The following is an 11,904-nucleotide window of genomic DNA, read 5'->3' as shown; positions in this document are numbered from 1 at the left end:
GGCGGCCGATCACCTCCCGCCAGTTCGCCCAGACGCTGCAAGCAGCCGGTGCACGCGTCGCCTGGTCCGACAACCACGAGTTCGAAGCCCGGACCGGCCGCCCGCGCGGTACGGGCCGACGGCGCGGCGGCGGGAGGGTTCCAGGTCGGTGTGGGTGTAGACGTCGAGCACGAGGCGGTCGACTTGATCGCTGGTCAGGCCCGTCATAGTCTCTACCCGCGACGGCCTGTCCGCGAAGATCGGTTGAGTTGTCACAAGCCAAGTGATCTACCCGCGGGTGGCCGTCGCGTCCATTTTCGACACATCACAGATTGATCAAGCTGAGCCCGAGCGGCATCCATCGACTTGCGTCGAATGAATAACGTTCTTAGGACACGGGAGCCTTCGATGCAGTCGCTGGTGAAGTCCCTGCTCGGCAAGCGTTCGGTGGCGGCGTGGCAGGTCGTCGGAGGGGTGTGCGCGGCGGTGACGCTCGTCGCCGGATGCTGCACCTGGGCGGTGGGCACGCTGGCCTCACGGGACCCGTCGGATGCCAGCACGGGCGCGCCGTCGGCGTCAGGCTCGGCCCGAGCGCGGGCGTCTGCCTCGCCCGCCGTCATTCCGCTCGCTTCGAGCGGGCTGCTGCCTTTCACCGCCAGCGAGACCCGTTACCTCGCAACGATGAAGCCGCTCAATGAGACCTATGGCTGGGACGACGTCCCGAGGACGGTGAACAACGTGACCTACCGGCGTGCGATGACGGCGACGGGTTGCGTCGGCGACGAGTATCGCACCTATTTGGTCAAGAAGGAGTACCGGCGTTTCCGGGCAGAGGCGGGCATCGCCGACGACTCGCGAAGCTCATATGAGACAGAGGTGTATCTGTCTGACGAGAACGGCACCATTCTATACCGCGATGTGGCTCGTCCTGGTGAGCCCGCAGCCACCTGAAAGACACGATCACCCGGCTGTGTCTGCCTACTTCCGTGACCTCACCGAGACGAATTGGTTACAGAGAGTTTCCAGCGCACCAGTATGTTGATGAGCGTGCGCGTCCTGGTCTTGGTGGCGGTGGTCATCGCGATCGCTGAGCTCGTCGCGTTTTGGATGAGCGGATTCATCGCCTTGACCTCGGCCTTCATGCTGCTCATCGCCGTCACCACGCTGATCTTCCAGCTGTATAAGTGGTGGCGGCCGGAGAACAACGATCCGCGTCGCTATGGCGTGCCCGATGAGCCCCGGCTCCCCGGGGTGATCCTGGTTCCGATGCGTCACGAGGAGCTGGTGGCCGGTGAGACGCTGAACCGCCTGGCCAACCTGAACCATCCGCGCTACATCGTCGTGCCGATCATCGATCACCCCGACGATCCGGGGACGGCGGCCATCGCGCACGAGGCGGCAGAGAGATTCCCCGACCGGATACTGGTGGCGCCCTATCCGGAGGAAAGCTCCGTGCACAACAAGCCCACCGGGCTCAACGCCGCCATGGACTACCTGGACGACGCCGGGGTCGAATACGACTGGGTGGGCATCGCCGACGCGGAGGACCTGTTCCACGTCGATCTGCTCCGGATGGTGGACTACCGTTTCCGTGCCACCGGAGCCGAGATCGTGCAATGTGGTGTCCAGTTGATGAACTTCGGGACCAATCCGGCCTCGGCACGGCTGCCGCGGGGACCTTTCAGACACCTCCGCAGATGGCTCTCGGCTCACCTCAGCGCCTGGTGGCGCGCGGCCAACGTGCTCGAGTACTACAAATGGTTCCAGTCGCGGCTCAAGCTGCAGGCCGTGGTCAATGTCATACCGCTGGGAGGCAACACCGTCTTCTTCCGCCGCCGGTTCCTCGACCGGCTCAAGGAGCATTACGGCACCTGGTGGGACGCCGACTGCCTGACCGAGGATTGCAAAATCGGCATCCTGGCGTCGGTTCTCGGCTGCCCGGTGGATGTGGTCTACGTCGAACAGCTGGTGACCCGGGAGGAAACACCGGCGAGCCTGCGAGGGCTGTTGCTCCAGCGCGTACGATGGATGCAGGGATTCATCTACGTGTTCGGCGAGGGCGACTGGCGGCTGCTGCGCACGTTCAGCCAGCGCGTGCTGGCCGTGTATGTGCTGGGTTTCCAGTTCTTTCAGGCCTTCAGCGCCGTGTTCGCCCCGTTCGGGCTCCTACTGGCGTTCAGGCACAAGTCGCCGGTGGCCATCGCGCTACTGGCCACCGTGCCGCTGGCGCTGAGCCTGCTGAGCCTGATCCTCGACGTCCAGCTGCTCGGCCAGTTCGGGCGCACGTTCGGACAGAAGGTCCGCATCCGCGACTACCTCGCACTGATTTTCGGCTCCTATCCGTATCAGATCGTGCTGTCGCTGGCCGGGATCTGGGCGCTGGCCCGCTACATGGTGGGCCGCAACAACTGGGTGAAGACCACGCATCACGGCGTTCACCTGGCCAATACATGACCACCGTGGCGCTGCCGGAGCGACCGTTCGCCGCTGGCTGGTCGCTGAGCCGGGCCGCCTTCGAGGGCTCGCGGCGCTGGCTGCTGCGGCATGCGGTGAGCCTGGCACTGTTGTCGCCGCTGCTGGCCATGATCGCTGTGGTACACCGGGCCAGCAGCCGCACCTATCCCACTTATGTGGATGACTCGGGCGTCTACCTGGCAGACGCGTGGGCGGCGTTGTACCAGGGCGCGCTCTCGCCGTACACGTACACCTACGACCACCCCCCGGGCGGCTGGCTTCAGATCGCGCTGTGGGCCGCGCTCACCGACGGCTTCAACCGGTACGATTCGGCGCTGGACCTGGGCGCCGAGGTCATGCTCATAGCCAAGGTGGCCGCGTCGGCGCTGGTCTATGCGTTCGGGCGCAGGCTCGGCTTTTCCCGATTGGGCGCGATGTTTGCAACGGTGCTCTTCGGACTGTGCCCGCTCGGGATCCTTTACGGCCGCTGGATGTTCCTTGACAACATCATGATTGTGTGGCTGCTGGCGGCATTCGTGCTGGCATACGCACCCAGCCGCACGATCGGCGCCGCGACGGGGGCCACACTCGCCTTCGCGATGGCCACCCTGACCAAGGAGACGGCGCTGATCATGTTGCCCGCGTTCGGTTGGGCGCTCGCGCAGAACCTCGACCGCCGCAACCGCCAGCAGGTGCTCACGGTGTCCATCTTCTGCGGTGTGCTGCTGCTGGCCATGTTTCCGCTTCTCGCGCTCTACAAAGGCGAGTTGTTCGCACGGCCCGGCCGAACGAGCCTGCTGGGCACGGCATGGTGGCAGCTCGCCGGCCGCCCGTCGCTGGGCTGGGTGCTCGACGTCGGCAGCGGGGCACACGCATTGCTGGCCCGATGGCTGGCCGACGACCCGTATCTGCTGATCGCCGGACTGGTCGCGGTGCCACTCACGGTCCTCGTGCCCCGGCTACGCCCGGCCACGCTCGCCCTGCTGCTGGGCTGGCTGGTGCTGCCACGCGGCGGCTACGTCCCGTTCATGTACGTGGTCGTACTGCTGCCGTTCAGCGCGTTGCTCTTCACCGGTGCGATCGTGGCACTGTCCGGCAACCGCAAGCTCGTCGACGCCGGAATACTGCGGGTGCGCACCAAGTGGGTCACCCGCGCGGTCCGCGGCTCGAACGCATTCCTGCTCGGCGTCCTCCTGCTGGCCCTGACGGCCCAGGTGTGGATCAACCCACTCCGCGACATCACCCGCGAACACGATGAGCAGCCACTACGGCAGGCGGTCGGCTGGCTTGCCGTACATGTGCCGCGAGACAAGGTGCTCGTCGTGCACGACGCCATCTGGACCGACCTGGTGCACAGGCACGGCTTCTCGCCTCAGCCCATCATGGTGTACAAGTTGGACACCGATCCCCAGGTCCTGCGATCCCTGCGACGGATCGACTACCTGGTGGTCCCCGACTGGTACTACACCCGGGGCGACCAAGCCGCCTATCCGACGCTCCTGCGCGCACGAGAACACGCCGTCGAGGAGGCGAGCTTCGGCACCGGCGAGGACGCCGTGCACATCTACCGGGTCAGCGCGTACTGGAGGCCATGATGCGCCGTCTATGCGCCCTCGCCTTGGTGCTGGCCCTCGCCGGATGCGCCGCGCGGCCAGACGGCCCGACACAGGTGAACCCGGCCGAAGGCTACGTGCGGCAACGGCATCCGTTCTACCACGCCAAGCTCTTCGTCGACCCGCAGAGCGCCGCAGCCATCTACCAGTCGCACAACCGCGACTCGGCGTGGCTGGACCCGATCACCAAGACGCCCCAGGCCGTCTGGATGACCAGTGAGCACGATCTCGAGCGGCTCCCGACCGTGGTCAGGTCGGCGGCGCAGCAGGAGGCGCTGCTCGTCGTGGTCGCCTATTTCATCCCCAATCGCGACTGCCAAGGCCTCGGCGCGACCTCACCGGACCGCTACCGCATCTGGATCAGCAGCTTACTCACGGATCTCGGCAAGACCCCCGCAGCGATCATCATGGAGCCGGACGCCCTGGCGGCCGACTGCTTCAGCCCTGAGCGCGCCGCGCTGATTGCCGAGAGCGTGAAGCGGCTCACCGAGTCGGGACACTACGTCTATCTCGACGCCGGCCATCCACAGTGGCGAACCACCGCCGAAGCCGCGCGCCGCCTGGTCGCCAGCGGCATCAAGCACGCCAACGGTTTCTCCACCAACGTGGCCAACCGGTACACCACGGCCGCCAACCAACAATGGGCCCAGGAGCTGTCCAGCCTAGTGGGTGATCGTGAATACGTCATCGACACGTCCCGCAACGGGATCGGCCCGCCGCCAGACGAGCCGGGCCACGACGACGAATGGTGCAACCCGCGCGACCAGGCGCTGGGCTCCCTGCCCGCGATGGCCCCGCTGTTTGCGCGAAACGCCGCCCTGCTTTGGATCAAGCGCCCGGGAGAGTCAGACGGGCCGTGCCGCGGCGAGTCGGGCTTCGACTTCTCGCCCGCCCAGGCCCGCACCCTCATTGACCGAGCCGCCCTCGCGACACCCACGCCACACCCAGAGCATCCGGCAGGCATCCTCCCCTAATGAGCTTGTCCAGACCTCATTTCTGCTGGTGAGCTGGGGTTGACAACCGGGGTTGTGCCCCTCTGCGGCAGGCTGCGGGAGGTGTCCGCCGTCGCTTGAGGAGAACCAACCGGTCCGGTCGGCAGGATCACGATGCGGTATCGATGCCAGCGGTGCCGAACGGACCCCGGATCAGGTATTGCAGCGCCTGGACGGCCTTGACGACCGCGGTGAGCTGCCCGGGACGACCACGGAAGTCGCTGCCGAGCACCCGCCAGCACTTGAGCTGGGCGTTGGCGCGTCCACCGATCGCGCGTAGGCCGGCCAGGACCCGGTTGGCGCCTCAGCCGTGCCAAGATTATCCGATCAGGACGCTTCTGGCTCCCAGCGCAGAAGATCTCCCGGCTGGCACTCGAGCACTTCGCAGAGTGCTTCTAACGTTGTGAAGCGCACCGCCTTGGCGCGGCCGTTCTTGAGAACCGCGAGATTCGCGGGCGTGATTCCGATCCGGACCGCTAGGTCGCCTACCGAGATTTTGCGTTTGGCCATCAAAACGTCGATATCGACGACGATCGACATTAGATCACCTCGTCGAGGTCGGCTCGCATCTGCTTGGCCTCGACCTCACGGGCGACGGCTTGGGCGAGCAGCATGCGCAGCACGAGCACGATGAGCGCGACGAACAGGACGGCCAGCACTATTCCGCCCATCATGATGAACACGCCGGGGGATTCGCCATCGCTGCCCTGGACTTGGATGAGCAACAAGACGGCCAGCAGGACCGCCTCTGCCACGATGGCGCCAATGATGACGTCGACGTAACGGAAAGACGCGTACGAGAAAACGGTGCCCCGGCGCACCATCGCGAGCAACTGCCAGACGCACACGAGGATGACCTCAAACACCAGCAAGCCAAACACAATGGCCCCGATCAGGGCCCACGGATTGCTCATGCTCACGAGAGCCGGATCCATCTCGTTCGCATTGGCGGCCACCATCACGATCTGCACAAACAGCGAAATCGCCAGCAACACCCCGATCACGGCGCGTAGCGCGAGTATGGGCATCTTTCCCACGAGAATTCTCCTTCGATCGATCTACGAGAGAAACCTATCGGTAAACGATAGATTCAGCAAGCGGCCATCACAGAGCGTTCACAGGCTTAGACCGAGGAGGCCACCAGCCAAACGCAGGCAAGAGCGATCCTCGCGGCGGAAGGCCGCGGCAGGTGGCCGCAGTCGCTGGAGGAGAACCAACCGGTCCGATCGGCGAGGTCATGATGCGGTATCGAACACTGCGGCGCCGAACGGGTCTCGGATCAGGTACTGCAGGGCCTGGACGGCCTTGACGACCGTGGTCAGCTGGCCGGGTCGGCCGCGGAAGTCGCAGGCCAGTACGCGCCAGGACTTGAGCTGGGCGTTGGCGCGTTCGCCGACAGCGCGCAGGCCGGCCAGGACCCGGTTGGCGTTCTTGCGGCCTTCAGGCAGGGCCTTCTCGCCGCGTCTGCGCTTGTAGCCGGTGATCACCTTTGGGTGCAGGCCGATGTAGCCCAGGTCAGCCAGGAGTCCGAGGAACGCCACCACCTTGTCTGCGATCTTGAACCGGCGGGCGGCGGTGATGTCGACGATCTTGCCGGGCAGCACCCCCGACACCCACAGCAGTTCCCGTCGGGGGCGGCCATGGTCTGCACCGCGCCGCCGTGGCGTCGGTGCTTGCCTGAGTACCAGTGCTGCTTGCGGGTGTAGTCGGCCGCGACGCGTTCGGTGGGGATGTTGACGCCGTCGACGATCAGGTAGTCCCACCCGGCCCTGGCCGCGAGGTAGACGACCTCGGTCAGCGGCAGCGCGCGGCGGGCCAGTACCTTGGTGCCCTCTTGGATCAGGGTGCGGCAGGTGCTCTTGGGCACGCCGTTGCCGGCGCCGAGTTCACGATAGGTGTGCCCGCCTTCCAGCCAGGCGATGGTCAGCACCGCCTGGGTGGCGACGTCGTGCGCCCGCCACCGGGTGCCGATGCGCTTGCGGTAGCGGGTCAGGGCGATGGCGAGGGCCGCTACGGCGTGGGCTGGCGTGGACAGGGACAGGCCGTAGATGATGGGCGAGGAGGCCTGCGGGATCTGGTTCGTCACAAAACCGATCTATCGCAGACCTCCGCTTTTCGTGAATGCCTCCGTCGGTCGTGATCGGATCGTGACCAGGCTGACTCGCCGTGTTGGTTCTCATCGGCCGCGCTCCTGCTGCCCACACCGACCTGGGGTTGAGCACCCACGCGCCCGCTGTCAACCAGCTACCACCTGCAGCAATGAGGTCTGGACAAGCTCAATGGGCATGCTCATGACGGTCATCTACTTCGGCGATGGATCTACCGGCCTGGGCAGCGGTACCCTGATCCTCACCGTTGTGATGGCGGCTTCATATGTGTACCTGCGCAATGCGACCGCCCGGTTTCCGAAGCGTGGATGGACGCTGTTTGCCGACGGGCTCGCGCGGTGCACCCGAGGCTCCCGCACCGTGACCGGCGGCGGCGATTGCGGGGGGTGTCCCTATGGGTTCCGTCAAGCCGGGTGTTCGGCCTCGAACTCGGCTTTGCGGCGGGCGGCGTAGGTGGGCCAGTCGGATCGTGCGGTGATGACATCGGTGATGGAGAGCTTGATGACGCCGCAGTGGGACAGCGAGCATCCTCTGGGACCGGATGCGTCGATGAGTGAGATGCCGGAAAGGTGGTCGCCGTCGACGTGGGTGCAGAGCACAGGGTGGAAGGCGCAGTCTTCGTAGATGTCGCCTGGGCGGATTTCCCCTGGCTGGTCGGTGGGCATGGTTGGCATTGTCGCTGTCACGCGGCTCGTGGTTGGTAGGGGGTCTTGTCGCGGAGCATGGCGAACAGGACGTCAACCCGACGTCGGGCGAGGCAGATGAGGGCGGCGTTGTGGCGTTTGCCTTGGGCGCGTTTGCGGTCGTAGTAGGCGTGGCTGACGGGGTCGGCCGGGGCGGCGAACGCGGCGAGGAAGAAGGCCCGTTTGATTCACCGGCGGAAGTCAGCCGTAACAATTGGGCCGTTTCGGTAATCGTGCGGTCAGTTCGATGACTGACTGACGCCAGGGTGCGATCCTCATCGCATGGTCCTCGGTACCCTCCAACGCCACACCGCATCGATACGCCGAGCCCTGGCCCTCGGCACCGGGCTCCTGCTGGCCACCGCACTGACCACCGCCGCTCCGGCTGCGGCCGCCGGTTCCGAGCTCGCGAAACGCTCGCCGGCCCGTCTGTGTGATCCGACCGGCTGCTACGTGGCCTGGCGCATCGTCGACTCCGACAGGGACGGGGTGAGCGACGCCGACGAACTGATGGCCGGCACCGACCCGCACGACCCTCGCAGCGTGCCCCTGCTCCAGCACGTGGTCGACCTTGCGGCCGACCGGAAGCTGCCGTCCTTCGAGGCCGGTCTCGGCGGGTTCGTGGCGTTCCCCGAGGAGATCATCAAGGCAATGGCCAAGCCGTCGGACCCGCTGAGCGCCTTCCCGCTCGGCGGCCGCCGCGACACCCTGACCAGGCTCGGCATCACCGACGCCCTCACGCCGGCCGGGGCGAGGATCGACCTGGACCGCGACGGCTTCACCATCGGCCTCGACGGCTTCAACGCCAAGGACACCCCGGCCCGGATCCGAATCAACGGCATGGACGCCAGCCTGATCAGCGCGGGCGCCAGTTCCGACCACTATATGGCCCACGGCGGTTCCGGCACCTTCGAGCCGGACGGGGACGGCGGCGGCACGTGGAAGTTCCCCGACGGAAGCACCGACACCCAGCACTGGGACGGCGACCACATAACCATCAAACACACCAACCCCGACAGCTCGGAAGGCACGACGCGGGAGATCCAGACGCACGAGTCCACGGAGGACGGCGTCAAGTGCCTCTCGCAGAAGGAGAGCGTCACCGACGCGGAGGGCAACCTGCTCAGCGTCACCTATACCGACACCAAGATCTTCTCGGGCGGCACGCACACCCGGGTGGAGACCACGGAGTTCAAGCGGGACGCCGAGGGCAACGTGATCGGTCAGCGGATCACCGTCACCGAGACCTACCACGGCGACGACGGGACGACCGGCACCGGCAGAGTGATCGTCAACTGCAACGCCGACGGCGGCGACTGTTCGGAAGAGGTCGACCACGGCGACAGCTCCGGGGACCACGAACACTACGACCCCGAATACCAGGACACCTGGATCGTCTCCCAGGAGACCGTCGACAAGACCCTGCGTAACCGGGGTGCCGCGATCACCGTCCGGCAGGACTGGACCGCGCCGGGCAACGACGGGCCTGCGGATCCCCGTAACCCGGCGCTGGTGATGCTTGTGGATCCCGCCCAGTCGGAGCAGTTCATGCTGGTCGAACCGATGCGCGTCACGAAGGCGCAGCCGGAGTTCCGCGACGACCTGCCCAGCCCGCAGGCCGCAGCGCCGAAGACGGGCGGCGGCTGCAACGGGCTGTGCTGATCCGGGATCCGTGCCCGCGCCCGTCGATGTCTCGGGCACGGGCACGGTGATCCGTTCGTCGCGGCCTTCGGTTCTCGTGGAACGGGGCCGGGCGGGTGGTCGGTCCGGAGGATGGCGCGGATCGCGTACGACGATGTGGACGCCGCGGCTTTCGCTTCTTCCCCGAGGCCGTCCGGGTGCTGGATACCTCCCGGCGTCGCCCTGGTCGAGGCGTCCTTCGCCACGGCCGGGTTCGCGACCGTCAGCCTTGCTCCGGTCCCGCAGGTCGCCGCCGCCTCCCTGAGCGAGGCGGCGGCCTCGCTGCGCCGCGAGGCGCACACGCCGCTCAAGATGACCACCGACGACGGGTACGCCGCAGGCATTGCCCGCCTGAGCGCCTCCGCTGGCGGGTCCTCGCCCACGACTTTCGCGGCAGACCCCAGCGCCGTTCGGCGCACAACCTCGTGCTGGCGAGCCGACTACATCCGGCGGTATCGCGACTGGAGCATCGCGAACAGGCCGAAGGCCACGAATCCGAGCGCCACGGCGGTGAGCAGAAACCTCCCGAACGGCTGCGCCAGGATCGTCTGCAGCGCGCCGTCCAGTCCCTGCGCCTTCTGCCGGTCGAAGGTCAGCGTCGCATAACTGAGCAGGCCCCCCACCACGACCAGGGCCAGCCCTTTGCCGACGTATCCGACTTGGCCCATTCGCTCCACGCCTTCGCGGGCGCTCGGGGACATCGACGCTGTGTCGATCTCCTCGGTGAAGGATTTCCGCACGCCCTTGACCACTCCGGCAACGCCGACGCCGACGATGATCAGCCCGGTGACCACGACGATCACCCGGCCGCCCGGCCACGCCAACACACCCGAGGTGGCTTGCTGCTGGGACTGCGCGCTCGACGAGCCCGAGCCGAGCGCGACCAACGCTGCGCCGATCCCCAGCGCAGCGTAGACAACGGCCTTCGCGCCGCTGATGAGCTGCCTGCGGACCCGGTCGGTACCTTCACGGCTGCGATAGCCCCAGATGGCTTCACTGGCCTGCCAGAGCGCGAGCGCCATCAGGCCGACCGCGATCAGCCATAGCAGGATCTTGCCGAAGGGTTGATCAGCCACTGTTCCCAGCGCCCCGGAGACGTCGGCGCTCTTGCCGCCCGACGCCCACGCGATCTTCAGCGCCAGCCAGCCGATCAAGAGGTGCACAACGCCATAAGCGATCAACCCGCCGCGGGCGATCACCTCCAGCGACTTGCTGTCGCCGGCCAGTTCGGCCTTACGGCCAGCCTCGGTTGTCATCACAGCGGCCCCCCGCCTCAATATGAGCCTACCGACTGGATGACCAGTTCAGTGTCCGGTTCCGCGCTCGCGGCGGGCGGTTCCACCGGACTCAGTCGCGCTGATTCGCGCCGTCCCAGATGCCGCTGTCGTAGCGGTAGAGCCCTTGGGGGCTGAAGTTACCGAGGGGGGCACCGGCCCATGGGCCTCGTGCGGACATGCCAACCCGCGTGCTGGCCCACGACGTCGTCTGGGGGCTGACCACCCGTGGTGATTGCGCCATCCGGCTGGTCGACGGGATGCTCGAGTCCGACGAGCCGAGATGCTCAGTTTGGCGTATGTCAAGAACACACCAAACTGGGGTCGGTAACTCCGGTGCGTGTTGATCACGGGTTGGCGAGGTCGGGGATGCCGGCCAGGTTGGTGGTGATGGCGTGCGCGACTTCGCCCAGGCGCAGGTTGTTGCTGCGGCAATAGGCGCGGATCAGCGCGAACGCCTCGTCCACGCTGACGCCGCGCGACTGCGCGATCGCGCCTTTGGCCTGCTCGATGACGATGCGGCTGTTCAACGCGCCCTGCAACTGCTCGGTGAGGCGTTCCCCACGGCTGATGGCCCGTTCCTGGAGCAGGCCGATGGAGGCGACATCAGCCAGGGCCTGCACGATCTCCACGTCAGTATCGGCCAGCCGACCCCCCACGTGGCTGCTGAACACGTTCATCGCACCGATCCGTTCGGCGCGCAGCCGCAGCGGGAACGCGTGCACGGAACGGAATCCGGCCTGCACCGCCCGGGGCGCGAACAGCGGCCAACGGTCGGCGGCCTGCTGCAGGTCGGCGTTGATCACCGGCGTGCCGGTCTGGAACGCGTCCAGGCACGGCCCTTCCTGGTTCTGGACCTGGAACAGCTCCAGCAGCTTGACGTTCTCGTCGGAGGCCGCCATGAACTCCAGCCGGCCGTGCTGGTCGGCCAGCAGCAGCCCGACAGGCGAGGCGTCCAAGAGGTCTGCGGTGCGGCCGGCGAGCAACTGGAGGAACTCGATCAGATCGAACTCGTCCACGAGGGTGTCGGCGATCTCGACGAACACCCGTGCGAGCCGTTGCGCGGATACGGTGGTCATGGCTGCCTCCTTTCCCTTTCCCAGGGTGGGTTGAAGTCGTCG

Annotated in this window: 13 protein-coding genes and 1 pseudogene; 5 read left to right on the top strand and 9 right to left on the bottom strand. The window is 66.7% G+C overall.

Annotated elements, in window-relative coordinates; translation table 11 throughout:
* Positions 1-387 precede the first annotated feature (387 nt).
* The 4 genes from KUA19_RS29800 to KUA19_RS29785 all read left to right on the top strand — a co-directional run bounded on the left by KUA19_RS29800 (position 388) and on the right by KUA19_RS29785 (position 5,020).
* Complete coding sequence (locus KUA19_RS29800) at positions 388-930, top strand: hypothetical protein (protein ID WP_217401229.1); 543 nt, start codon at positions 388-390, stop codon at positions 928-930.
* A 96-nt stretch (positions 931-1,026) separates the two neighbouring features.
* Positions 1,027-2,433: a glycosyltransferase gene (locus tag KUA19_RS29795; RefSeq protein ID WP_217401227.1), complete on the top strand. Its 1,407-nt coding sequence runs from the start codon at positions 1,027-1,029 to the stop codon at positions 2,431-2,433.
* Positions 2,430-4,028 carry a glycosyltransferase family protein gene (locus tag KUA19_RS29790; RefSeq protein WP_217401225.1) on the top strand — a complete coding sequence of 533 codons (1,599 nt, stop codon included), beginning with the start codon at positions 2,430-2,432 and terminating at the stop codon, positions 4,026-4,028. Before KUA19_RS29795 ends, KUA19_RS29790 begins: the two co-directional genes overlap by 4 nt.
* A gap of 26 nt (positions 4,029-4,054) precedes the next feature.
* Positions 4,055-5,020 (top strand): glycoside hydrolase family 6 protein, encoded by a 966-nt coding sequence (locus tag KUA19_RS29785; RefSeq protein WP_217401223.1) that lies wholly within the window; start codon positions 4,055-4,057, stop codon positions 5,018-5,020.
* Positions 5,021-5,147: 127 nt separating this feature from the next.
* Here KUA19_RS29785 and KUA19_RS44120 read toward each other — a convergent pair whose 3' ends face one another.
* The 7 genes and pseudogenes from KUA19_RS44120 to KUA19_RS29760 all read right to left on the bottom strand — a co-directional run.
* Positions 5,148-5,270, bottom strand: a complete 123-nt coding sequence (locus KUA19_RS44120) for a hypothetical protein (protein WP_302563249.1) — start codon at positions 5,268-5,270, stop codon at positions 5,148-5,150.
* Between the two features lie 95 nt (positions 5,271-5,365).
* Positions 5,366-5,578 carry a helix-turn-helix domain-containing protein gene (locus KUA19_RS29780; protein ID WP_217401221.1) on the bottom strand — a complete coding sequence of 71 codons (213 nt, stop codon included), beginning with the start codon at positions 5,576-5,578 and terminating at the stop codon, positions 5,366-5,368.
* Positions 5,578-6,066: a DUF2975 domain-containing protein gene (locus tag KUA19_RS29775; RefSeq protein WP_254550331.1), complete on the bottom strand. Its 489-nt coding sequence runs from the start codon at positions 6,064-6,066 to the stop codon at positions 5,578-5,580. Before KUA19_RS29775 ends, KUA19_RS29780 begins: the two co-directional genes overlap by 1 nt.
* 207 nt (positions 6,067-6,273) lie before the next feature.
* Complete coding sequence (locus KUA19_RS29770) at positions 6,274-6,618, bottom strand: transposase family protein (protein ID WP_372451891.1); 345 nt, start codon at positions 6,616-6,618, stop codon at positions 6,274-6,276.
* Positions 6,522-7,124, bottom strand: coding sequence for a hypothetical protein (locus tag KUA19_RS45045; protein ID WP_372451880.1), 603 nt, complete (start codon positions 7,122-7,124; stop codon positions 6,522-6,524). The genes KUA19_RS29770 and KUA19_RS45045 overlap by 97 nt, the downstream gene beginning before the upstream one ends.
* 426 nt (positions 7,125-7,550) lie before the next feature.
* Entirely contained in the window at positions 7,551-7,811 is a 261-nt protein-coding gene (locus KUA19_RS29765; RefSeq protein ID WP_217401215.1) for a hypothetical protein, read from the bottom strand.
* A 17-nt stretch (positions 7,812-7,828) separates the two neighbouring features.
* Positions 7,829-8,017, bottom strand: a pseudogene (locus tag KUA19_RS29760) (IS110 family transposase); the annotation flags it as partial.
* A gap of 94 nt (positions 8,018-8,111) precedes the next feature.
* Between KUA19_RS29760 and KUA19_RS29755 the strand changes: the two are divergent.
* Positions 8,112-9,491: a thrombospondin type 3 repeat-containing protein gene (locus KUA19_RS29755; RefSeq protein WP_217401213.1), complete on the top strand. Its 1,380-nt coding sequence runs from the start codon at positions 8,112-8,114 to the stop codon at positions 9,489-9,491.
* 458 nt (positions 9,492-9,949) lie between these two features.
* On the opposite strand, the gene KUA19_RS29750 is transcribed toward KUA19_RS29755, so the two are convergent.
* Together KUA19_RS29750 and KUA19_RS29745 are read right to left on the bottom strand one after the other, a co-directional pair.
* Positions 9,950-10,765: a DUF1206 domain-containing protein gene (locus tag KUA19_RS29750; RefSeq protein ID WP_254550330.1), complete on the bottom strand. Its 816-nt coding sequence runs from the start codon at positions 10,763-10,765 to the stop codon at positions 9,950-9,952.
* A 365-nt stretch (positions 10,766-11,130) separates the two neighbouring features.
* Complete coding sequence (locus tag KUA19_RS29745; RefSeq protein ID WP_217401209.1) at positions 11,131-11,862, bottom strand: GAF and ANTAR domain-containing protein; 732 nt, start codon at positions 11,860-11,862, stop codon at positions 11,131-11,133.
* Positions 11,863-11,904: the final 42 nt, after the last annotated feature.

This window comes from Catellatospora tritici (genome assembly GCF_019083965.1).
Lineage (GTDB): Bacteria > Actinomycetota > Actinomycetes > Mycobacteriales > Micromonosporaceae > Catellatospora > Catellatospora tritici.
This window is presented reverse-complemented; position numbering and strand designations above follow the sequence as displayed.